Here is a 22089-nt window from a genome sequence, read left to right as displayed (position 1 = left end):
CAGTTCACCCCCGCAAGTACGTGGCCAGCACCTGGGCACAGGCGCTGATGCCATCACGCAGGACTTCTCGAAACCGTGGGTGTTCTCGGTGGGGATAGCCAAGCAACCCGCCCGGCCGATCACGCCGCTGGCGAGTATGGCCGATGCGTCCGAGGCAAAGTCCACCAGCAAAGCGACCTGAGGGGTATAGCCTGAGCGCTCGCCCGCCCCGATCAAGGCATCGGTGACTGACCGAGAGTATGGCCCCTTTTCGTCAGCCGCTACGATGATAGGATTCACCTCCAGCCGGGTGCCGTATTCCGCCGCCACCGGCCCCACTTCGATTGCAATCGCCGTGCTGCAGGGCAGGTGGCGGGCGGCGAACAAGGCACCGGCGTTGCTTTCTTCTTCCCTGGTGCTGAACGCGAAATAAACATCCTGGCGCAACGCCCCGCGCTCGCCCGCCAGCGCCTCGGCGGCCCGCAGGGTCGCCAGCAGGGGCGCGCGGTCGTCCATGAAGTGCGCGGCCAGCGCATCGGCTAACTCAAAGGGTTTACGCCAGTGCCGGCTCAATACCACACGGGTGCCCGGGCGAACCCCGGCGGCCTTCAGCTCGGGCGCGCTGCGGCGTGTGACCATGTGAACGTCGCCCCAGGTAACGTCGCCGCGTTGCACATCGGCCCCTTGCGGGGATTCGGCCGTCGCATGCATGGTGCCGAACGAGAGCACCCCGGGCAAGGTCGCCTGAGCGCCGAGGATATCCACCGGGCACATGCCGAAATTCACAGGGTTTACGCCGCCCAAGGCGATGACCTTCAAGGTGCCATCTGCCTCGACACGCTTGACGCTCATGGCCACCTCATCCAGATGGGCCATCACCAATATCGCCTCGGGCCGTTGCGTAGCGCCCCCTGTGGCAGGTGCCCGTAATACGCCCACCAGGTTACCGGCCTGGTCGGCCCATACGTCGTCGCACCACTTGCCCAGGTACCCTTGGCACAGTTGGCGAACGCTGCCCTCCTCGCTGCCCAGCCCCTGCGCGCAAAGCAATTGCGTGAGTATTTCCAGATCGTTTTCCGCGCGTGTTTCCCGTTCCAGTGGGGTAACTCGAAAGTCGACTGCACAATGTTGCCGGTGCCTTTATCTTTGGCCGGGCGAGTGGTCGCCGCTTGCCCGCTAGCCCCCGTTCGCGCGCCAACGTGCGCGATATCACCTGGGCACGCTCGATACGGCCCTGCATTGCTATGGCCTCCCCGGCTGTACCAGGGCCGGCCAACTGCTATCCACCGGCCCTCGGCAAGGCAAACGCCTCCAGGTAATCGCCCGCGCGAGTTTGCAGGCCACCGTGCCCGCCGGCAGCGATCACCACGTACTGGCGGCCGTCGTTGCCCATATAGGTCATCGGCGTGGCCTGGCCACCGGCGGGCAGGCGCACCCGCCACAGTTCGGCGCCGGTGCCTGCGTCAAACGCACGTAGGTAGTCGTCTGCGGTGGCACCCATGAAAATCAGCCCGGAACGGGTAACGATATTGCCGCCGATGTTGAAGATACCAGTGGGCAGCGGCAGGTTGGTATGCAGGCCGAACGGCGCCATGTCGCGGGTGGTGCCGACGTCGTGCTTCCACAATAGCGTGCGCTTAACCAGGTCTACCGCCGCCAGTTGGCCCCACGGCGGGGCCTTGCAGGGTGCACCGAAAATGCCTAGCCAAGGGTCGACCTTTACCACGTAGGGGGTGCCGTATTGGGGGTTGATCGCAAACTTTTTCGGCCGCGGCGGTGTGCCGTTACCGTCCCAGGGTTCTACCAAGCCTTTTTGTTCCGCGGTGGCGCGCGCGTAGGTCTGGGCCACGAACGGGATATAACTTAAATTGGCATAAAGCCGTTTATGCTCTGGGTCCACCGACGCCCCGTGCCAATCGATGACCCCGTCGAACGCCGGATAAACCAAGGTTTTTTTCTCCACCGTGAAGGGCGTGAATGCACCTTTATAGTCCATGCTTTTGTATTCGATGCGGCAGAGCATTTGGTCTAGCGGGGTGATCCCCCAGGTGTCTTGCTCAGTCACTTGCGGCGGCGCAAACGACGGCATGCCGACCGAATAAGGCTGCGTCTTCGCCACCCGCTCTTCAGCCAACCCGCCTTGTGGTGCGGGCTTTTCTTCGACCGCGCTGATGGGCTGGCCGGTTTCACGGTTGAGTACGAACAGCTCGCCGCGCTTGGTCGTTTGCACCAGCGCTGGGAGGGTACTGCCGCCTGGGCCGGGAAGGTCGACCAGCGACGGGCCGATCGGAACGTCCATATCCCACAGGTCGTGGTGCACCGTTTGAAAACTCCAGCGGGGCCGCCCGGTTTCGATGTCCAGCGCCACTGTGGCGCTGGAATACTGCTCATCGAATGGCCGGCGCTGCGCACCATAATAGTCAGGTACCGCATTGCCCGTGGGCAGGTAGACCAAGCCGCGCGCCACGTCGGCGGTATAAACACCCCAGGCGTTGGGTGTGCCAGGGGTAAACTGCTCATCCGCGCGGGGGTGCGCGATCGGGCTATCCGGTCGGCCAACGTCCCACGCCCAGGCCATCTCGCCGGTCAGCGGGTCGAACGCCCTCACCGCCCCAGATGGCTCATGTGTCTTTTGCCCGTCGTAGACCCAGCCGCCCAAGATCACCCGATCGTTCACCACCAATGGCGGCGAGGTCACGAAATGAAACCCAGGCTGTACCTCACCCAGGTGGGCCCGAAGTGACACGAAGCCCTGCTCGCCGAAGCCCTCGCAGGGCTTGCCCGTTTCGGCATCCAGCGCCACCAGGCGAGCATCCGCCACCGGTGCGATGATGCGCTGCGTACAGGTCGCGCGGGGGGCTGGGGCCTGATAATAAGCCACCCCCCTGCAGGCCAGGTAGGCGTTATTGTGGGTGTCCGGCTTGGGATCGAAGCGCCATTTTTGCGCACCGCTTACCGCATCCAGTGCGATGATCTGGCTATGCGGGGTGCAGATGTAAAGGGTATCGCCGACCTTGGTCGGGGTGACTTCGAAGTTGAACTCATAGCCATCGACGTTCTCGCCTTTGCGAGGCAGATCGCCTGTGCGGTACTCCCAGGCGGGCGTGAGTTTGGAAACATTCTGCGGGGTAATTTGCGCCAGCGGCGACCAGCGTTCGCCGCGAGGCGTACGCCCGTAGTACGCCCAGTCGTTGCCGCTTTGGTCGCTGCCATCGGCCTGCGCCACCGGGCTCGCGGCTGCCGGCTCTACGGGTTGCGAGGGTTGCGAGGGTTGCGGCCATGAGTGGGCGAAGAACAGCCCGCCGACCAGGGCCACGGCCAATACCGGTGACGCCACATTCCAGACCCTGCTGGCAGGGGCAGGTGGAGAGAGCCGGTTTCTCACCCTGGGTAGCAACAGGTAAAGGCCAAGCAAGGTCGGCAACATCAAGCGCGGCTCCAATTGCCAAACATCCAGCCCCGCTTCGTAAAACGACCATAGCAAGGTGCCCAACCATACCGCCGCATACACCCACAGCGACCAACGGGCCCCCTTGGCCAGCCCAATGCCGGTGGCGAGCAAGCCGATGCCGGCTGCTGCGTAGTACGGCGAGCCGCCCAACCACGACAGCCAAACCCCGCCTGCCAAAAATAGCAAGCCGGCCAATGCGACGGCGATACCGGTTATTCGGGGCGTGCGACGATTGTTCATGGTTGAAGGCCCATTGGCGTGATCACGCGGGAGGCAGCCGACAAAACCATCGGGCCGCCCTCTGTATGTGACATGGAGTCGATCGTTTCGTACTGAGTTCAGTTAAACCCTGGTGCTCGGTGCCGCTGCCCGGCGACCGCTTCTGGGTCCCTTAGCTAACATCCGGTAAAAAACCCCCTTGGCAGCGCACCCCCACCTTAGGTTCTAATACCGCCCTCTTAGCACATTGGCAGGCCTTCCCATGCAGGCATTGTGGCTGCACCTTCAGGACTTCTGGAGCACGTTGGACCGCCACCCCTGGTTGCAGTCCACCCTGGGGCTGGCGATGCTGCTGCTGGTGGCGCTGATCGCGGGGCGGCTGGTGCGCTATGGACTGCAGCGGTTCGCGCGTTTGCTGTCGCACCAATTGGCGCTGGTGTGGGTAGATGACCTGCGCCATAACAAGGTTTTCCACCGGCTGGGGCAGATGGTGCCGTCGCTGGTGGTGCAGTTCGGCCTGGGGCTGGTGCCGGAACTCAACCCGGCCTTGGCGCACTTTCTCGCTAACCTGGCGCTAGCGGTAACCATCCTGTTCCAGGCGCTGGCCCTGAGCGCGTTGCTCAACGCCCTGCTCGACATTTATGCGCGCACCGAGCACGCCCGCACACGCTCGATCAAAGGCTATGTGCAACTGGCAAAAATGGTGCTGTACGTATTCACCGGCATCATCATCGTCGCCACCTTGATCGACCGCTCTCCGTTGTTGCTATTGTCCGGCCTGGGCGCGATGTCGGCAGTGATTCTGCTGGTCTATAAAGACACCCTGCTGTCGTTCGTGGCCGGGGTGCAGCTCACCAGCAACGACATGCTGCGCGTCGGTGACTGGATCGAAATGCCCCAGGTCGGTGCCGACGGCGACGTGGTAGACATCACCCTGAACACGGTAAAGGTGCAGAATTTCGACAAAACCATCGTGTCCATCCCTACCTGGCGCTTGATGTCCGAGTCGTTTCGTAACTGGCGTGGCATGCAGCAAGCCGGCGGCAGGCGAATCAAGCGCAGCGTGTACCTGGATGCCAGCGGCGTGCGCTTTCTCACCGCCGAAGAACAGGCTCGGCTGGGCGAGATACGCCTGGTCAGCGACTATGTGGCACGCAAGCAGGCCGAACTCCAGGCTTGGAATCAAGCCCAGGGCAATGTGGCCGCCCATGCCGCCAACCAACGCCGGATGACCAACCTGGGTACCTTTCGCGCCTATGCCCACGCCTACCTGAAAAGCCTCCCCGACATCCAGCCGAACATGACCTGCATGGTCCGCCAGATGGAAAGCACCGCCCAGGGCGTGCCGCTGGAAATCTACTGCTTTACCCGCACCACGGCGTGGGCCGAGTACGAACGCATTCAAAGCGATATCTTCGATTACCTGCTGGCGGTGCTGCCGGAGTTCGGGCTTGGGGTGTTTCAGCAGCCCAGTGGCGCGGATATGCGGGCCGGGTTGATGGGTAGTGGTGCGCGCCTCCCAGCCTTGGACACACCCCCTTCGTCAGCTCTCCCTTGCAGGAGTGACAGCACATGAAGCGGTCATTGAAAGCAGCGTAGGCTACCGATAGCAGCGCTAACCGTACGGAATTTGTCAGGCGATGTGCATCGCGCCCTACGTCTACGTGCTGCGGAGCATGCCGCAGCACAGAAGCAGAAGTCAGAGACACCCTTGCCCAGGCTGTTCGCCCAAACTCACGCCTTATGCTGGGTGAGGCCCTGGCGCCGTTGGGTCGACGATTTGAGTGACCAGGATGTCGACGCGATCAATCAGGCACGGGACAAGACGCCTGCTGAACCGATGAGGTTCGAATGATTGTCCTGAACACGAATGTTCTCAGCGAAACCCTGCGGCCTCAATCAGAGGCCACGGTGCTCGACTGGCTCAATGAGCAACAGGCAGAGACGCTGTTTATCTCCAGTGTGGCCGTGGCAGAAATGATGTTCGGTGTTGTCGTTCTGATGCAAAGCACATTCGCAGTGAAAACCCTAGATCGACCGACGCTGAGTGTCTTTTCTAGGGTTCGGCTTCAAACTCGCTACCTTTGTAGCGAGGCCATTCACTGCAATGGATTGGAGTCGCCGGGATGATGCGAGGGGGTACGTCCTCGCCTGGGTGGGGCCCATCAGCCTATCAGGTGGATAGCGACACTTCTCCTCAGCCGACAAAATCCACTTTGAGGTTCGAACTTGGCGGAGCCCAAAAGAGGCCCGTCCAACTCCCGGTAGCGATCAGATCGCCAGCTTTTAACGGCCTACCTTGCCCGGCGGCATGCCGTGCTAGCCATGGCAACGATCTCAAAGGATCGGTGAACGGGTCGCTCCCAATACCCGACCGTTGAATCCGACCGTTCAGCCATAGTTGAACGCTTTGCCTTGACCAGTCTACTGCCGGCTCGATCGGCGCCCCGAGTATCAGTGCGCGGTTGAGTTACTGATCCGCCACACAGAGCAATGGATCAGCCCGCTCTCCATTGATAAACCGTGTGTCACACAGCTCAATACCGACGTGCCAAGTTTCAACGGCTTCATGCGCGGCGCACAGGCTGGCATGCTCGTCGAGATCCAATCCAAGACGCACGATGAGCTCAGCTTCAAGTCCGATGCGGTTGCAATATCCTGCCGGTACTTGCCATCCAGAGGAATGAATCGCCTCAATACGGACACGCGCTGCGCTGACCAAACTGCCTGGGCTGCCGCCTAGCTTCCAAGCGGTCATGGCGCTTTCAGGATACCAACCCAGTTCCGAAGCCACTATTTGCTGTACCCAATATGCATCCGTTTCGGTCATCAGCCCGTATTCTTCCAATGGTTGGCACACCTCATCTCGCCAAGCACGTATAAGGGCTGCCGCCACCTGGGCTCGCCGGTTCATAGCGGTAGCTCATCTTGACGGCGACGCGATTGAGCGGGAGCTGGCCGCTCACAGGCTAAAAACTTCCCACGACCCGGGATACCTCTAGCTTCACCATCCCAAACGACCTCCCCCCTCGAAAGCGTTATCGCAGGCCAGGCACTCAGCTCCATACCCTCGTAGGGGGTATAGTCAACGTTGTGATGCAGCATCTCGTTGGTAATCACAACCGGCTCGCCCTCATTCCAGATGACCAGGTCGGCGTCAGATCCAATGGCGATGCTGCCCTTGCGTGGATACAGGCCATACATCTTCGCGGCATTAGTGGAGGTGAGTGCGACGAAGCTTTGTGGGGTTATCCGGCCGGTGCGGACGCCCTCAGACCACAGCAGCGGCATCCTCGTTTCGATTCCAGGAATACCGTTGGCAACCTGCTCGAACGACGGGCTTTCCCCATGGGCTTTTTTACCGTCTCGTCCCTCGTAACGGAACGGCGCGTGGTCCGACGAAAACAACTCGAACGAGCCGTTCTCCAGGCCGTTCCAAATGACCTGCTGGTTTGCCGGGTCGCGAGGTGGTGGACTGCAAATGCATTTCGCACCGTCAAAACTGTCATCGCAACCCAGCGAAGCAGCGGTCAGGAACAAATACTGTGGACACGTTTCCGCAAACACCTTGAGGCCTTTGCTTTGTGCCCAACGGATCTGCTCGACTGCTTCACGGCCAGAGACATGGACGATCAAAATGGGTACGTCTACCAACTCTGCCAATGCGATGGCGCGATGAGTGGCCTCACGTTCAATCAACATGGGGCGTGAGCTTGCGTGATAGCGCGGAGCGGTAAGCCCGGCTGCTATCAAACGTTCGGTAAGCCACGCAATGCAATCGCTATTCTCGGCGTGGAGCATCACCATGGCGCCTTCCCGACGTGCAACAGACAAGGCCTCCAGAATCTGCCGGTCATCAAGTTTCAACGCGTCGTAGGTCATGTAGATTTTGAAGGAGGTATACCCCTGCGCTATCAGCGCCGGAAGCTCTCTTTGCAAGACGTCGGGGGTCGGATCAGTCACGATGAGGTGAAATGCATAATCGATTACTGGCTTATCGCCGGCGCGCCGATGGTAGTCGTCGACTGCTGCACGCAAGCTTTCACCCTTCTGCTGACAAGCGAAGGGAATCACCGTGGTGGTGCCACCGCATGCAGCGGAAACGGTGCCGCTGTAAAAGTCATCAGCCATCACTGACCCATCGCCTGTCGGTTGGTCGAGATGCACGTGGCTATCAACCCCACCCGGCGTGACATGGCGCCCGGCTGCATCAATTTCCTTTAGCCCAGGAGGCAGGTCAGCCGCCAAGGAGACAATGCGTCCATCAAGAATCCCGATGTCGCAAGTGAAAGTGTCCGCAGCCGTGACCACTCGGGCCTTACGGATAACCGTGTCGAAAGATGGCATATCAAACCTATATAAGCGCTAGCCGACCACCGTCATTCACCGGCGCTTAAATCCAGGTGGATTTAAGCGCCGCCTGGAACGTCCGAGCGGCCGCCTGAAACAGTGATTTATGGTGCAAGGATACGGAGCTATGGGTTAGCCGAGGCGTACCGTTTAAGGCTTAAAGCATGACGTCGCCGCCATTCGGCGACAGCGTTTGGCCGGCGTAGAAAGCCCCTGCGCTAAACGCCAGTAACAAAGCGGTGGGGGCTATTTCAGAAACCTGGCCGAACCGCCCAATCGGTAGCTGCGCTTTTTTTGCCGCGAGCCATCCACGGCTATGCTTGCGAAGCAACTCGGTGTCTACAGGGCCTGGGGCAATTGCATTGACCATGACATTTTGCGGGGCACCTTCGTAGGCAAGCGCTCTGGTGAAACCCACCACACCGGCTTTCGCCGCGCAGTAATGCGCAAGCCCTGGTGCTCCTTTGTAAGCCAGCTGCGAAGCGACGTTGATCACACGACCATATCTGCGGGCAAGCATCCCACCAAAGAAGGCATGCGTGACCAGCATTGTTCCGCGTAGGTTCACCCCGACAATGCGATCCCAATCGCTGTCATCGGTCATTGAAAACGGACGGTCGCCACCCCCAACACCCGCCGAATTCACGACGATGTCTACGTGACCCAAGCGTTCTTCTGCCCATCCGGCAAAGCGCCTGACCGACGCCGGATCAGACACATCGCACTCAGTTGTATGAAGCTCCAGGCCTTTCACACTCATGCGATCGCAAAGGGCTTCTGCGTTTTCGTCATCGTCGACATGACAAATCGCGACCTCAGCTCCCTGTTCCAAAAACAGTTCTGCGATCGCCCCGCCGATGCCTCTGCTGCCGCCGGTGATGACTGCCTTGCGGCCGGTAAGATCAAATGCATTATTCATGACCAACTCCTAATTAGCGGGTGCGGGATGGACGCTGTGCCAATGCTTGGCAATGTCGAGGCGGCGGGTAATCCAGACGTCCGAGAACGTCGAGACGTAATCAAGAAATCTTTCCAGCGCCGCGGCACGCGCGGGATGGCCAACCAACCGCAGATGGAGACCGATCGACATCATCTTGGGTTGGGTCTTCCCCTCCTTGTAGAGCATGTCGAAGGCATCTTTGAGGAAGCTGAACCATTGGCTGCCGGTGCTCACACCCGATGCAAACTGCCCGTCGTTATTAGTCAGCGAGTAAGGGATGACCAGATGTGGTTTACCGCCGACGTGGGTCCAGAACGGCAACTCATCACCGTAGTAATCCGAGTCATAGATAAAGCCCCCCTGCTCGACCAACAATCGCCGGGTGTTGACGCTAGGGGAGTATCGGCAGTACCAGCCCTGAGGTCGGATCCCCGTTGTCCGTTCGAGGGACTCGACCGCTTTTTGGATATGCTCTCGCTCTTGCTCCTCGCTGAGCTGGTAGTGCTTGATCCACCGCCATCCGTGGGAACACACATCGAACCCTGACGCCCTGATGGCTTCACACGCCTCAGGGTTACGTTCGAGTGCAAGCGCGCAGCCATATATCGTTGCCTGCATGGATCGCTCTTGGAATAGGCGCATGACTCGCCAGAACCCAACCCGGCTTCCATACTCGAACAGCCCTTCGGCAGCGAGGTCACGGCCCTGCACGCCAGTATTGAGCCCGCTGCTTTCAGTGAACCAGGTTTCAGTGGTTTCCTCGCCATCCAGGATTGATGGCTCTGAGCCCTCCTCGTAATTCAGGACGAAGTTCAGAGCTAGCCGAGCGCCGCCAGGCCATTTCGGGTCGGGAGGATTGCGGCCGTATCCAACAAAATCTCGTTCATGTTCACTCATGCTGCTGCACCTCTGAAAGCCCAGGAAGTCGTAGGGTAGTTGGGTCTACATCGGCAAACGTTTCGTCATCAGCCGTGAGATCCCGCCACATGAAAATCGCGTGGGTAGCAGGCCCATCTAGTACATGCAGCCCCAGATGCCAAGTACCTGGGAAGAAAGTGATGCCCTGATCGGGGGTCGCCACGAACGCCCTTGCACCACTGATGTCCGGGCGTTCATCAACATCTGGCGCCACGACAACCAGCCAGCGCTGGGAGCTCATGGGTACGAACGATTGCGAGGAGTAGCGATGACACTCAAGGCTGTCGAAGGTCAGGGTCTCGCCGTGCACAGGCTCGTTTCGCACGAGTGAAAGCGAAGGGAGAGCATGACTGCGCTGGGACTGGAGTTCGTCGTCAAAATAATGCCTGGCCGCAGTGCGCGGTGACTCTAGAACCCGCCCATATGAGGCAAATGCCTCCTGCGTCAGCGGTTCAGTGAAGATATCAACCACGGCGGCCTCCTTGGGTCGATTCTATCCACGCCGCATAAGCACCAATGCCCTGCTCCAGAGCAATCCTGGGCTCGTAGTTGAGGTCACGACGAGCGGCTTCAATACTGAATTTTTCCTGGTATTCATCTACCGGGTCAGGCCCAGGCTGAAGCGCTATGTCCGCATCCGGGAATAGCTTGCGCACTATCTGCGCAACCTCTTCAAGCGTGCCCCAGGTGTCGCCGGTGATGTTGTAGGTCGGGCGCGGCAATTCAGGCGCGTCCAGGGCATTCAGAAGCCCTTCAACCGCATCGTCGACGTGGATGAATTGCCGGGGGAAATCCGAGCCGAAGGCCATTCTGGTCGGGCGCTTTGCCAGGGCGTTCTCAAGCATTGTGCGGATCACACACTCGGTGGTTCTACCCGGGCCGTATACCCAGGACAGGCGAACACTCGCCGCAGACAACCCGTACTGCTTCGCATAGGCCGTTGTGATGTATTCGGATGACACCTTGCTCGCGCCATAAAGGCTGCCCGGCCTGAGTACAACGTCTTCGCAAACGGGGCCTGATTCGACGACACCGTAAGCACTGGTCGAGGAGCAGTAGACGAACCGCCGCGCACCATGGATACGCGCAAGTTCAAGCACGTTAGCCGTACCGACAATGTTCACCTGCACCATTGAATAGGGCACATCACGAGCCACCATTGGCCCGGAATAAGCGCCGCAATGTATGATCGATTCGACACCCTCTTTCGCGATCGCATGCAGGCGATGGATATCACCCAAATCGCACTCTTTGATCTCGATACCTTCGCGGGTGATCGAGGCAAGTCGATCCAGCGCCACCACTGGACGGCCCTGCTCGAATAGCCGACGCACCAACTGGCGTCCTATCAGCCCCGCAGCACCGGTCACGATCACCGGCTTTGTCGCTGAATGATCGGCGTTCATAGCTGCTGCTCCGTCTGTAGGATGGGAGTACTGGCCTCGGCTCGGGCTTCAATGGGCAGCTCCGCATCAAGGAGCTTGCGGGTATAGGCCTGTTTCGGATTGGCGAAGATCTCTTCCGTCGGGCCTTGCTCAATAATCTTTCCGTGACGCATGACCGCGACATAGTGGGCCAGAGACCGCACCGAGTTAAGGTCATGGGTGATGAACAGTGCGGACAGCCCCATGCGCTTCTGCAGGTCACGCACCAGATCGATAATCTGCGCGCGCACGCGGATATCCAGAGCCGTTGTCGGCTCGTCGAAAATCACAAAATCGGGGCGGATAGCAAGGGCCCTGGCCACCCCGACACGTTTCTGTTCACCTGCGGTCAGCTCATGCGGATAGGCATCAGCCTTGACGCTGGCGATACCCACCAGGTCAAGCAGCTCCATCACGCGCGTTTGCTTCTCAGCTCGCGTCAATCGCTCACCTAGCTTCAGCGGCTCGGCCACAAGATCCCGTACTCGCCATCTCGGATTCAGCGCAACGTAGGGCTCTTGAAAAACCATCTGCATGCGGCGTCGGACGTCCCTAAATTGCCTGTCTGGAAGGCTCAGGGTTTCTGTTCCATCAAAGCGGATAGAGCCCGAGTCGGACTGCAGCAGCCGAACAATACATTGGCCGGTGGTGGTTTTGCCTGACCCGCTCTCTCCCACAAGTGCCAGCGTCTCCCCTTTGCGAATGGTCAACGACACATGGTCTACCGCCCGAACGGGTTCGCTGGAACCTTCTACATGGAACGTCTTGACCAGATCGATAACCTCCAACAGAGGGGGTGCCTGGCTGCCGTTTTGGGCCTGGTCGTAGCCCATGGGGAGCGGCCGCACCCTAGCGGCATCCAGCAGTTCTTGGCTGTACGGATGTTTAGGGCCATCGTTCAAGAAAGAACGGATGGTTTCGAGCTCCAGCAATCGCCCGGATTTCATGATCCCTACTCGATCGCAATAGCTGGCCACTATGCCGAGGTCATGGGTAATCAAGACCACTGCGAGTCCGAGTTCACGGCATTTTTCCACGAGCAGATCCAAGACTTGCAGCTGGATAGTGGCGTCCAGGCCCAATGTTGCGTCGTCGGCGAGCAGGATCTTCGGCTGCGCAATCAGAGCCATCGCAATCACAACGCGTTGCGCCATACCGCCCGATAGCTCATGGGGATACGCATGGGCCCTTCTGTGCGGGTCGACGATCCCGACTTGCTCAAACAGGCGAATGGCCTCGCGCCAAGCGTCTTTGTTGTTGATGCCCCGATGTGCGCGAAGGATCCTAGCGATCTGCTCGCCGACATTCACAACCGGATCCAACAAAGACTTGGCGTTCGTTCCGATAAGCGCAACTTCACCACCGCGATAACCGCGGCGCTGCTCCGCTGTCATCTTGGAAATAGCGTGCCCATTTACCAAAATCTCGCCTTCGACAATGCGCCCATCACCGGGCAGCATGTCGATGATGGCTCGCGCCAGCAGCGACTTGCCTGCGCCCGTCTCGCCGACAATGCCGAGGATTTCTCCTTTCTTCAGCGAGAAGCCTACGTGCTGTAGCGCGAGCGAATGTGCACCGTCAGAGAATCCAACAGACAGGTTGCGGACTTCGAGCAAGGGCTGGTTAACTTTCGTCATGAGGTGCTCCGTGTCTGCGGGTCGAACATTTGCTTAGCCGCGTCTCCAAGCAGCGCAAACGTCAGTACCGAGAAGACGATGGCGAGACCGGGGAACAACGCCACCCACCAAATACCGAGGATCATTTGTTGGGCGCCGTTGCTCACCATCAATCCCCATTCAGGTGTCGGCATCCGCACCCCTGCGCCCACGAAAGACAGGCCGGCAGTCAGCAGGATTGCCATGCCAATGCTGATGGAGATCTGAACGATTGCCGGTGTAAGTGCATTGGGCAGGATGTGTTGGAACATGATCGTTCGGTCTGTAGCGCCGCTACACCTAGCTGCCGCGATGAATGGGCGATCGCGAAGTGACAACACCTCCGCGCGGATCAAGCGAGCGAAGACCGGGGTGAACAGAACGGCGAGCACGATGGCTACGTTCCAGATTTCCTGGCCCATTACTGACACCAGTACCATCCCCAGCACGAAGACCGGGAATGATTGGATAAAGTCAAAGAGGCGCATCGCCAAGGAGCCGAGCCAACCTTTGTAGTACCCGATGGCGAGCCCGATCGGCACCCCGATAACGAAGGCGATCGCAACGGCGGTGACACTGATGAGCAGGTTAATGCGCGTAGCAAAAACGACGCGGGAAAAAATATCCATGCCTGACACATCGGTGCCGAACAGGTGCGACGAAGACGGTTGTTGCAGCGCGTTTATGGGATCAGCGGTTTCCGGTGAATACGGAGCAATCCACGGCGCGAAAACTATCGCCACAACCTGCATCGCCAGGAGTGCCAGCCCAATAATCAATGCCGTGTTGCCGCAGACCCGGCGCTTTCCAGATACCTGCTTCATACCTGTATCCTCGGATCAGCGATGCCGTAGAGCACATCTACGACGGTGTATACGATGAGAATGAACGCGGCGGCCACTAGCACAAAACCTTGTAAGGCAGGGTAATCACTGTTCATCACCGCAGAGACGGCGTACTGACCCAGCCCTCCCCAAGCGAAGATCGTTTCAACCAATACGGCAGCGCCCAAAAGGAACCCAAAAAGAAACCCAGCCATGGTGATGATCGGTGGCAGGCTGTTGCGCAGCGCGATGCGAACCAGTTGCCATTCGCAAAGGCCGCTTGCACGAGCATGGCGGACGAACTCACTCCGATAGTTATCGGCGAAAACCATCTGTGTCATCTTCATCAACGCGCCGGCATTCACAATGACCAGCGTGATCACCGGTAGGCACAGACGGCCCACTGCAGAGGCAAAGGCAGCCGTATCGCCTGCCAGCAATGTGTCGATGGTCAAGAACCCGGTCACGACAGGCGGGGCTGAAAGGGTCGGGTCGAGCCTGCCGAACGGTGCGGGTGCAATACCGGCAACATTGAAGAGAAAATAAATGAGGAGAAGGCCAACCCAAAAGTCCGGTACTGCCCCAGCGGCAAGGCCGTATACCTTGCTAAAGCGAGCAATTACCCCTTTCGGCTTGGTGACGGCGACGACGGCGAGAGTCACGCTCACGGTGATCGTCAAAATCATCGTGTAAGTAATCAACTCAAGCGTTGCCGGGACACGATCAAGCAAATCGACAACCACAGGGTTGGACGTGAACATTGATGTACCCAAATCCCCATGAACGACCGTCGATAGATAACTGGTGAATTGCGACCAGATACTACCGTTGAGCCCGAGTCGCTCGCGCAAACTCAAAATTTGTTCTGGGGTGGCCATGTTGCCCAGCATCAACAGGGCCGGGTCCCCTGGCAGCAGTCGAATAAGTAGGAACGTGGCAAGCAGAACGCCAAACATCTGCGGAACAAGAATGGTCAGCCTGGCCAGAACGATTCGTAAAGGGCGGGGCAGCGACCGCAATGAAATGCTAAGTCTCATACTGTTTTCCTGGTGTGTAGGCTTGCGTAGCGAGAGGGGCGAAGGCCCTACCCCCCTATTGATGCTCCCTACTTCTTGTAGAAGTCATACCAACTGTTGCTGTTGGGCGTGTACCAGCTGAAACCCGCGACGTTTGCACGTGTCGCGAGCTGAAAACCAGGGTTCATCAGGAAAACCCACGGGGCTTGATCCATGACGATTTGCTGAACGCGCTTCATGCCTGCATCGCGCGTTGCCTCGTCCGTACTCGACAAAGCTTCATTGATCAGCTTGTCTACTTCGGCATTGTTGAATTTTGCGTAGTTGATAAGTGAGGCACTGTTCAGCCAGAGATTGGCCACATAGGCCGCATCAGGAACGATCGCCATGTCGCGGAAGAAGTACATCGGAATGGTACCCTTCGAGTATCTCTCCACCAGCGTCGAAGACGGTAACTTCACAAGCTCGACATCTACATTCGCGCGAGCGAATGCAGTCTTGAGGATGACCGCGATCTCTTCTTCGATCTGGTCGCCAGTGCGATATCCAAGCTGCGTTTTGAACCCCGATTCCTGGCCCGCTTCCTTCAATAGCGACTTGGCCTTCTCAACATCCTGGGTGTACGTGAAATACTGATCGGTGTACGACGGGTAGATCTCCGAAATCGGGCTCTTGGTTGCCCGAGCCTTGCCGTAGTACACGGCCTTGAGGATGTCGTCACGTGGGACGAGGTAGTTCAGGGCCTGACGAACCTTGGGATTGTCGAATGGCGGGGTTGTGTTGTTCATCTCCACACGGTGGATGTAGTTGCCGAACACCTGCCAGACCTTCAACTGCGGGTTCTTTTCAACCATCGTAAGTTCACGTGGAGAGAGCCATTCTGCTACATCCACGGCCCCGGCTTGCAGCGCAGCCAGGCGATTCGCCGAGGTCGGCATTTCACGGAATATCACCTTCGACAGGCGGGGCACACCGCGGTAGTAGTTCGGGTTGGCCTCGTATACGACTTCCTGGCCTGATTGAAATTTTGTGACCTGATACGGAGCGAACGAAGCAGAGTGGGTAGAAAGCCAGGTGGATGCGTACGGGTCGCCTTAGGTAGCGTTCTTCTTGGCGGCTGCTGCGTCCAAAATACCCAGATCGTTATTTACCCAGATTCGCTCAATCAGCGGTGAGGTTTTCGGCAACGTGACTTTCACCGTCATCGCATCCAGTTTCTTGAAGGCCTCTTCAAAAGACTCGATGCCCAAGATCTGGCTCATGTACCAGCGAAAATTCGCATTCTTGTTCCAGCCGCGTTCGAAAGACCACATAACGTCGTCCGCTGACAAGGTGTTGCCGGCAGCGCTTTTGACCCCAGGGCGCAGATGAAAGGTGATGGAGGTCTTGTCCTCTGCCACCGTCCAACTTTCGGCGAGCGCCCCCACCAATTTGTCGAAATTCTCGACCTGCACACCGTCGGCGACCTTGGTGTCATACGCCAGCAACCGCTCGTAGATATTCCGTTTCGCTTCGTGAGTCGCTTCGGTAGGTGGGTACTCTTGGTCCAGTGATTCAGGAGTCCGAGGCCCCGCCACCACCAGGATTGAATTCGCATCCTGAGCAAACGCGCTCGAACTCAGCGCCGCGCCTAGGAGGGAAACGACTGCCAGTGCCTGAGCAGTTGGCTTCAGAAAGAACCGCATCATCTTCGTTTTCATCGTATGGGTTACTTTATTGAAGGTGAGTGAGCGAACCCCTATTCGGGTGTTATGGCGTGATGCCAGTGGTTCCCTGGCACACGTCACCGGCTCGTGAAGAGGAACGTTGTAAGGCATGGTCAATGGGAACGTGGATCGCTAACATCTTGATTTTTAATATTGTCGCTAAATTATTTACAATTGTGACAATCGAACTGCAAGCGCTATGCCATTCTGTGACAAAGGCATTATCAAGGGATCGCTTCTAGCGCGCAGATGCCCTGTAGACCGCGATATAGGGGCATTCGGGGATTCACAACAGGGGACCTTTCTCAGCCCCGCGCGGCACTGTGCTACGCCCGGATTCCTGCTCTTATACGGTGCATGAGTGAATACAGTGATCACCGAGGGTGCACCCTTGAACAATGATGGACAATTTTGTGACAATCACGGAACCTTTCGTAACAGACCATGAAGGCTGCCCGCATGCTTACCGATGACCGATCTTCAATACGTCCTCGCAAAGCCCGAACCACGGGCCAAATCCTCGGTACGGCTGATAAGCGAGATACCATCTACGAACGCATCCTTCATGCGGTGATGGAACATCGCCTGATTCCCGGCACCAAGCTTGTTGAAGAAAAGCTGGCGAGCGTATTCGAGGTCAATCGGACGCGCATCCGGGAGGTGCTGGCCAGGCTTGCTCATGAAGGCGTGGTCACGACCATCCCTAATCGCGGCGCGTTCGTGGCAAGTCCTTCGGTAGAAGAGGCCCGATACATTTTTCATGCACGCAGAATTCTCGAACCGGCATTGATTCGTACATTGGTCACACAGGCCGATGAGGAGCGAATCCGTCGGCTATATGACCACGTGGCTCAGGAACGAGCTGCGCGCGAGGCGGGTGACAAGCGGGCTGTCATCCGCTTGTCAGGAGAGTTCCACTTGCTGATCGCAGAGATGGTCGGTAGCCCACCACTGTTGAAACTCATGCGGGAGCTCGCATCGCTCACTTGCCTGATAATTCTGCTTTACGACTCTCCGAATGTTCCGGCGTGCCCTAACCACGAGCATCTGGAAATAATCAAAGCGATTGAACAGGGGCAAGGTGAGAATGCGGTAGATCTTGTGATCGCCCACCTGAACCATATTGAGGAAACGCTTGATCTATCGGTAAGCGAGGAACAAGAAGTCGACCTGGAGGAAATTTTTGGTTAACGGGGGGAATTACCTGCTGGCGGCCCTACCGAAGTTCGGCCCGGCAATGTTCCAGCAGCCCAGCGGTGCGGACATGCGTGCGGGGCTGGCACGAAGCTGAGAGGGCTGTTATCGCGACGCTTTATCGCCTTCACCGTAACGGTGTTTTGCCGGCCACCCAGGGGCCGTTGGGTTTTCGATCAGGTACCATGCGGGCCGCGTGCAACGCATGCCTCAGCCGCTCTGGATCAAGGGTTTTACCAGATAAAAGCCCACTTTTGGACCTTTCGATGACTTCGCGTAATAAGCTCCGCGCCCTGGCCCTGGGCGTTGCCGTCGGTTGTACTGCCCCCGCTTTCGCTGCGACTGCTTTCGCCCCCGATTCGCCCTGGATGCTTGGCGATTGGGGTGGCCTGCGCAGTGAGTTGCTGGCCAAGGGGGTGGATTTTCAACTGGCCTATTTAAGCGAAACCGCCGGCAATGTACGAGGTGGCTACACCGGCCACCACACCGCCCGCTACGCCGACCAATGGACGTTGGGCGCCACCTTTGACTTGAACAAGCTGCTGGGCTGGAATGCCACCCAGGCGCAAATCCAGTTCACCGACCGCAATGGCCGCAGCTTGGACGACGATGCGCTCAATGACCCACGCGCCGGAGGCTTCGCCGCCACGCAGCAAATCCACGGCCGGGGCAGCGTTACCCGTATTACCGAGTTGTGGCTGAGTAAGGGCTGGTTCGACGATCGGCTGAATGTCAAAGGCGGCCGGTTTACCGTCAGCGACGAATTCGCCGTACAAGACTGCCTGTTCCAGAACTTGGCGTTCTGCGGCTCGCAACCTGGCAACTACGTGAATGACATCTACAACAGCCCCACCAGTTCATGGGCGTTACGCATCCGTTATCGCGTGGTGCCAGAACTGGCCGCGCAGGTGGGCGTGTACAACATCGACCCTTCAGGCCTGGAAAACGACAACGCGATGAAGCTGCGCACCCACGGCACACGCGGCATGCTATTGCCGGCCGAGCTGGTGTGGACGCCACAGCCGAACCACCTGCCGGGCGAATACCGCCTGGGCTATTACTACAACACGGCTAACCACGACGACGTGTACGACGGCGCCGATGGCCAGCCGGCCGCGCTGACCGGCGAAAACTATCGCAGCCAAGATAGCCGCCATGGTTGGTGGATAACTGCCAAGCAGCAGGTGACCGCGCGCGGTGGCGACGCCAACCGTGGGCTGGTGCTGTACGCCAGTGCGACCTTCCACGACCGCGCGACCAACCCGGTAGACAGCTACCAACACACCAGCATGATTTACAAAGGGCCCTTCGATGCCCGCCCACACGATACCTTGGGCTTGGCCGTGGCCCGCATCCACGCCAGCAGTCGCTACTTGCGCAACGCCAAGCTGCAGAACGACCTGAGCGGGCTAGGCGACAACGCACTGGGCTACATACCCGAGCAACATACCGCGTACATCGCCGAGTTGAACTACGGCATACAGGCCACCGGCTGGCTTAACCTAATGCCCAATATCCAGTACGTACGTAACCCAGGGGGCGTGCGCGAGGTGGATAACGCGGTGGTGTTGGGGCTTCAGGCGAGTTCGACCTTTTGATGCTGGGGGCGCACTACCGGTAGCGTGTGCCCCTAGCCCCCTCCAAACATCGCTGTCCAATAGATGCCAGCATTGCTCTTCGGGTCAGTGGCATAGCCGGCGCCCATGTCACGGTAGGTCGGGTTCATCAGGTTGGCGCAATGCTCGGGGCTGGCCGCGGGCGCTGTTAAGGGCGGCCAGCAGTGCTTGGCCTTCTGCTTGCGGGTCGCCCAGCCGGGCAGAGAGCAATGGCCGCGCGAGCACGATGCGCCAATCACGCCCGGCCTGGCTGATGCCGATGTCTACGAACTGTGGGTCGAGCACCACCTTGCAGAAGCTGTCACGCACCGCAGCCAGGGCAGCCTGCACGTCGCGCGGGCCGGAAAGGCTGATCGCGCGCACGTTGGCCATCGGGTAACCGGCCTTCGTCAACGCGCCCTGCAGGTCAGCCGCGCCGTCCGCCGGCAGTACCAGGCGCGGGTCGCTGGCCAGGGGTGGAAGCGGTTGCGACGCTTGGTCGCCGCAGCGCTGGTACTGCCCGCGGTAGGTATTGAGCGCTTGCGCCAGTTCGCCGGGCTCGTCCGCTTGGGCCTGGGCGGCCAACAAAACCATAGGTACCAGGGCGAGTGAGCGAAACGTTCGCATAGGGCCTCCTACTGTGGTGTTTCCGAAGTTCGCACACGAACTGATGCTTGGGTTTTGCTGTCGAGAAAGGCGCCGTGAAGCGGCATAGCAGGGCTATGGCCAGGAGCGGCAATGCGGGCCGGCAGCAAAAGGCACCGTCAACATTGTGCAGCCAACTTCTGAAACACCACGCTAGCGCCTACGCTACAGCCGCAACAGCCCTTGCCGGGCGATGCGAGTCAGGTGGCCGATGACCGTGGCGGCATCGCCGACCTTGGGCGATTGCACCACCGCCAAGTCAAAACGATCGTCGGCGAAGCCGGCCAGGTCTTGCCCTGCCTCAACGAACTGAATGGCCAAGGCTGCGGCCTTGCCATTACGCCGCGGCCAGCCGTCGAGGCAGCGCAACAGTGTGGGCTGGTGCTGGCCGCACAAGAGAATGCTAGGGGTACGGCTGTGCAAGCGGGCTGTTGACAGCGGCGCCAAGCAGACGATGGGGCGTGGGCAACTCATGGAACTCTCCGCCTCGCGAACGCTGCCGGGCGGGGTGGAGGCATCACCGAGCCAGCGCTTTAGCGGTATTTCGCAAGCCGCCCGGCTTGCCGCGCCCCGCAAGTAGCTGTCTAAATCGGCGCTATGGGCGGGAATCCTAGAAAAGCCCTGCCCTGCTTGTCAAGCGGCATCAGCGGTAGGCCACCCGCCCGCCCTGCGGTTCCAGGCGCTCGCGTTCGCGGTCATAAGCCAGAAAATACTTGTTCACCGCGTTCACGTAACTGACCGGGGCCATGCCCACTTGCTCTTGGGCCACCCGTTCGACTTGAAAGAACCATTGGTTGGGGTTCAGCCCACGGCGCCGGGCCTCGGCGCGTAGCGCCTGCACACGTTCCGGGCCGAGGTTGTACGCCGCCAAGGTAAACGCCATGCGTTCGCGTTCGGCCAGGTGCCGGCTGGCAAAGAATTTGCGCTTGATCATTGCCAAGTAGCGGGCCCCGGCCTTGACGTTGTTGTCTACGTCGTGGATACCCCCTACCCCGACCCGTGCCGCCGCCGACGGGGTGATCTGCAGCAGCCCGGTGGCGCCGCTGGCGCCGCGGGCGTCCGGGTCCAATGCAGACTCCTTGTAAGCGAGGGCGGCGAGGTCGAGCCAGTCCAGGCCCTGCTGTTGAGCATTGCGTTGCAGCACCGGGCGCAGGCCTTCGAGGCGCTCGCGCTCGCGGCGCGCCATCGGGTTCTGGATCTTGTAGAGCTGTGCATAGGCCGCGGCGAAGGTTTTATCCTGGTCGGCCGGCGGCCGATAATCGCGCAAAAAGCCATCGACACTGGCCTGCAACTGCGTCGCTTCGCTGCGGGTGTACCAACGCATGCCGGCGGCAGGGGCGAATGCCAGTTGGCGGTCGACCTGCAACTGGGGCATCACTTTTGCCCAGCGCTCAGCAATCGGCTGCTCGACCAGGGTCATCGGGTACACCTTGGCTTCGACCATTTCCAACACATCTTCCACGGCTAGGCTCGGGTCTACCCATTCGATGCGCACCGGCGCCAAGTGGCGCCGTTCCAGCCGTTCGTTCAGCGCCGCCACGGCTTGCCCAGCGGCGCTGCCGGCCGGCAACACCAGCAGTTGCCCGGCCAACTGTTCAGGGCGGCTGAACTGCCGCGCGCCGCGTGCCCTCACCAGCACCAATGGCGCCCGCCCCACAGTGGGCGCGCTGCCAGCCACCGCAGCCAGGGGCGTCGGCTCTTCCATGGCCTCACCGGGCGCGACGAGATCGCCTTCACCCCGCAACAGTGCACCGAGCAATTGCTCCTTGGCCTTGGGGATCACCTTGAACCTGATGGCCTGCCCGCCGCCGGCAGGGCTTGCCAGGTAGCGTTCGAAGGCTTTTAGGCGTACCTCTTCCTCACCAATCGACCGGCCACTGACCGTGCCGGAGCTGTTGCGGCTTTGGTTGACCAGCACCCGCAACACATGGCTGGCGCGGATCTCGGGCAGGTCGCGGCCCTTTGCCGAGTGCGCCACCTGCTGCGGCCCGCCGGTTCTCGCCTGTGCCCCTGCCGGTAACCAGGCCGCCATGCATAACACAATGAGTAAGAGGGGTCGCTTCATTCGTGCTCCGAATCAGTGGCCGGCCCGAGGTACTTGGGTTAGCAAACAACGCGCCAGAACCCGCGTGCCCAACCCTCGGCCATCGCCAGCCGCCCACACCGGGCGCCG

At 59.6% G+C, this 22089-nt stretch carries 18 protein-coding genes and 3 pseudogenes; 5 read left to right on the top strand and 16 right to left on the bottom strand.

What is annotated here, in order from left to right:
• Positions 1–4 precede the first annotated feature (4 nt).
• A pseudogene (locus HAQ05_RS10165) lies at positions 5–1047 on the bottom strand (zinc-binding metallopeptidase family protein).
• Positions 1048–1258: 211 nt separating this feature from the next.
• A complete protein-coding gene (locus HAQ05_RS10160; protein ID WP_190420029.1) occupies positions 1259–3670 on the bottom strand; it encodes a membrane-bound PQQ-dependent dehydrogenase, glucose/quinate/shikimate family in 2412 nt (803 codons plus the stop codon).
• Between the two features lie 241 nt (positions 3671–3911).
• Here HAQ05_RS10160 and HAQ05_RS10155 point away from each other — a divergent pair, with 241 nt between their 5' ends.
• The 3 genes from HAQ05_RS10155 to HAQ05_RS10150 are packed head-to-tail and all read left to right on the top strand — an operon-like array spanning position 3912 to position 5779.
• Positions 3912–5225, top strand: a complete 1314-nt coding sequence (locus HAQ05_RS10155) for a mechanosensitive ion channel family protein (RefSeq protein ID WP_190420027.1) — start codon at positions 3912–3914, stop codon at positions 5223–5225.
• 30 nt (positions 5226–5255) lie between these two features.
• Entirely contained in the window at positions 5256–5504 is a 249-nt protein-coding gene (locus HAQ05_RS29455) for a FitA-like ribbon-helix-helix domain-containing protein (RefSeq protein WP_420825766.1), read from the top strand.
• Entirely contained in the window at positions 5501–5779 is a 279-nt protein-coding gene (locus HAQ05_RS10150; protein ID WP_190420025.1) for a PIN domain-containing protein, read from the top strand. Before HAQ05_RS29455 ends, HAQ05_RS10150 begins: the two co-directional genes overlap by 4 nt.
• A 67-nt stretch (positions 5780–5846) precedes the next feature.
• On the opposite strand, the gene HAQ05_RS28635 is transcribed toward HAQ05_RS10150, so the two are convergent.
• The 11 genes and pseudogenes from HAQ05_RS28635 to HAQ05_RS10100 form a co-directional block, all read right to left on the bottom strand.
• Positions 5847–6104 (bottom strand): fumarylacetoacetate hydrolase family protein, encoded by a 258-nt coding sequence (locus HAQ05_RS28635; protein WP_338050186.1) that lies wholly within the window; start codon positions 6102–6104, stop codon positions 5847–5849.
• Between the two features lie 15 nt (positions 6105–6119).
• The gene (locus HAQ05_RS28630; protein ID WP_238936496.1) at positions 6120–6479 is read right to left on the bottom strand and encodes a hypothetical protein; all 360 of its coding nucleotides are present in this window, start codon (positions 6477–6479) and stop codon (positions 6120–6122) included.
• Positions 6480–6559: 80 nt separating this feature from the next.
• Positions 6560–7996, bottom strand: coding sequence for a dihydropyrimidinase (gene hydA / locus HAQ05_RS10140; RefSeq protein ID WP_190420023.1), 1437 nt, complete (start codon positions 7994–7996; stop codon positions 6560–6562).
• Between the two features lie 160 nt (positions 7997–8156).
• On the bottom strand, positions 8157–8918 hold the full coding sequence (locus HAQ05_RS10135) for an SDR family NAD(P)-dependent oxidoreductase (RefSeq protein ID WP_190420021.1): 762 nt from the start codon (positions 8916–8918) through the stop codon (positions 8157–8159).
• 9 nt (positions 8919–8927) lie between these two features.
• The gene (locus HAQ05_RS10130) at positions 8928–9836 is read right to left on the bottom strand and encodes an allantoinase PuuE (RefSeq protein WP_190420019.1); all 909 of its coding nucleotides are present in this window, start codon (positions 9834–9836) and stop codon (positions 8928–8930) included.
• On the bottom strand, positions 9829–10329 hold the full coding sequence (locus HAQ05_RS10125) for an ureidoglycolate lyase (protein ID WP_190420017.1): 501 nt from the start codon (positions 10327–10329) through the stop codon (positions 9829–9831). The genes HAQ05_RS10130 and HAQ05_RS10125 overlap by 8 nt, the downstream gene beginning before the upstream one ends.
• Positions 10322–11263, bottom strand: coding sequence for an NAD-dependent epimerase/dehydratase family protein (locus HAQ05_RS10120; RefSeq protein WP_190420015.1), 942 nt, complete (start codon positions 11261–11263; stop codon positions 10322–10324). Before HAQ05_RS10120 ends, HAQ05_RS10125 begins: the two co-directional genes overlap by 8 nt.
• Positions 11260–12918, bottom strand: coding sequence for an ATP-binding cassette domain-containing protein (locus HAQ05_RS10115; RefSeq protein ID WP_190420013.1), 1659 nt, complete (start codon positions 12916–12918; stop codon positions 11260–11262). The genes HAQ05_RS10120 and HAQ05_RS10115 overlap by 4 nt, the downstream gene beginning before the upstream one ends.
• The gene (locus tag HAQ05_RS10110) at positions 12915–13760 is read right to left on the bottom strand and encodes an ABC transporter permease (RefSeq protein WP_190420011.1); all 846 of its coding nucleotides are present in this window, start codon (positions 13758–13760) and stop codon (positions 12915–12917) included. Before HAQ05_RS10110 ends, HAQ05_RS10115 begins: the two co-directional genes overlap by 4 nt.
• On the bottom strand, positions 13757–14797 hold the full coding sequence (locus HAQ05_RS10105; RefSeq protein ID WP_190420009.1) for an ABC transporter permease: 1041 nt from the start codon (positions 14795–14797) through the stop codon (positions 13757–13759). The genes HAQ05_RS10110 and HAQ05_RS10105 overlap by 4 nt, the downstream gene beginning before the upstream one ends.
• Positions 14798–14865: 68 nt before the next feature.
• Positions 14866–16461, bottom strand: a pseudogene (locus HAQ05_RS10100) (ABC transporter substrate-binding protein).
• A 480-nt stretch (positions 16462–16941) separates the two neighbouring features.
• Here HAQ05_RS10100 and HAQ05_RS10095 point away from each other — a divergent pair.
• Both HAQ05_RS10095 and HAQ05_RS10090 read left to right on the top strand, forming a co-directional pair.
• The gene (locus tag HAQ05_RS10095; protein ID WP_190420007.1) at positions 16942–17673 is read left to right on the top strand and encodes a GntR family transcriptional regulator; all 732 of its coding nucleotides are present in this window, start codon (positions 16942–16944) and stop codon (positions 17671–17673) included.
• 269 nt (positions 17674–17942) lie between these two features.
• On the top strand, positions 17943–19274 hold the full coding sequence (locus HAQ05_RS10090; RefSeq protein WP_190420005.1) for a carbohydrate porin: 1332 nt from the start codon (positions 17943–17945) through the stop codon (positions 19272–19274).
• A 32-nt stretch (positions 19275–19306) separates the two neighbouring features.
• Here the strand turns inward: HAQ05_RS10090 and HAQ05_RS10085 are convergent.
• The 3 genes and pseudogenes from HAQ05_RS10085 to HAQ05_RS10075 form a co-directional block, all read right to left on the bottom strand.
• Positions 19307–19898 (bottom strand): annotated as a pseudogene (locus HAQ05_RS10085) (CAP domain-containing protein).
• A gap of 183 nt (positions 19899–20081) precedes the next feature.
• The gene (locus HAQ05_RS10080) at positions 20082–20390 is read right to left on the bottom strand and encodes a class I SAM-dependent methyltransferase (protein ID WP_190420003.1); all 309 of its coding nucleotides are present in this window, start codon (positions 20388–20390) and stop codon (positions 20082–20084) included.
• A gap of 169 nt (positions 20391–20559) precedes the next feature.
• The gene (locus HAQ05_RS10075; protein WP_190420001.1) at positions 20560–21981 is read right to left on the bottom strand and encodes an MltF family protein; all 1422 of its coding nucleotides are present in this window, start codon (positions 21979–21981) and stop codon (positions 20560–20562) included.
• Positions 21982–22089: the final 108 nt, after the last annotated feature.

It is taken from the genome of Pseudomonas typographi (genome assembly GCF_014694385.1).
Lineage (GTDB): Bacteria > Pseudomonadota > Gammaproteobacteria > Pseudomonadales > Pseudomonadaceae > Aquipseudomonas > Aquipseudomonas typographi.
Note: the sequence above shows the minus strand (reverse complement) of the source record. Positions and strands in the feature narration are given on the sequence as shown.

What these genes read in the sequence shown, in the direction of transcription:
- HAQ05_RS10160 (WP_190420029.1), bottom strand. Translation starts at nt 3,670, where the DNA reads ATGAACAATCGTCGCACGCCCCGAATAACCGGTATCGCCGTCGCATTG.
- HAQ05_RS10155 (WP_190420027.1), top strand. Translation starts at nt 3,912, where the DNA reads ATGCAGGCATTGTGGCTGCACCTTCAGGACTTCTGGAGCACGTTGGAC.
- HAQ05_RS10150 (WP_190420025.1), top strand. Translation starts at nt 5,501, where the DNA reads ATGATTGTCCTGAACACGAATGTTCTCAGCGAAACCCTGCGGCCTCAA.
- HAQ05_RS28630 (WP_238936496.1), bottom strand. Translation starts at nt 6,479, where the DNA reads ATGACCGAAACGGATGCATATTGGGTACAGCAAATAGTGGCTTCGGAA.
- hydA (WP_190420023.1), bottom strand. Translation starts at nt 7,996, where the DNA reads ATGCCATCTTTCGACACGGTTATCCGTAAGGCCCGAGTGGTCACGGCT.
- HAQ05_RS10135 (WP_190420021.1), bottom strand. Translation starts at nt 8,918, where the DNA reads ATGAATAATGCATTTGATCTTACCGGCCGCAAGGCAGTCATCACCGGC.
- HAQ05_RS10130 (WP_190420019.1), bottom strand. Translation starts at nt 9,836, where the DNA reads ATGAGTGAACATGAACGAGATTTTGTTGGATACGGCCGCAATCCTCCC.
- HAQ05_RS10120 (WP_190420015.1), bottom strand. Translation starts at nt 11,263, where the DNA reads ATGAACGCCGATCATTCAGCGACAAAGCCGGTGATCGTGACCGGTGCT.
- HAQ05_RS10115 (WP_190420013.1), bottom strand. Translation starts at nt 12,918, where the DNA reads ATGACGAAAGTTAACCAGCCCTTGCTCGAAGTCCGCAACCTGTCTGTT.
- HAQ05_RS10110 (WP_190420011.1), bottom strand. Translation starts at nt 13,760, where the DNA reads ATGAAGCAGGTATCTGGAAAGCGCCGGGTCTGCGGCAACACGGCATTG.
- HAQ05_RS10105 (WP_190420009.1), bottom strand. Translation starts at nt 14,797, where the DNA reads ATGAGACTTAGCATTTCATTGCGGTCGCTGCCCCGCCCTTTACGAATC.
- HAQ05_RS10095 (WP_190420007.1), top strand. Translation starts at nt 16,942, where the DNA reads ATGCTTACCGATGACCGATCTTCAATACGTCCTCGCAAAGCCCGAACC.
- HAQ05_RS10090 (WP_190420005.1), top strand. Translation starts at nt 17,943, where the DNA reads ATGACTTCGCGTAATAAGCTCCGCGCCCTGGCCCTGGGCGTTGCCGTC.
- HAQ05_RS10080 (WP_190420003.1), bottom strand. Translation starts at nt 20,390, where the DNA reads ATGAGTTGCCCACGCCCCATCGTCTGCTTGGCGCCGCTGTCAACAGCC.
- HAQ05_RS10075 (WP_190420001.1), bottom strand. Translation starts at nt 21,981, where the DNA reads ATGAAGCGACCCCTCTTACTCATTGTGTTATGCATGGCGGCCTGGTTA.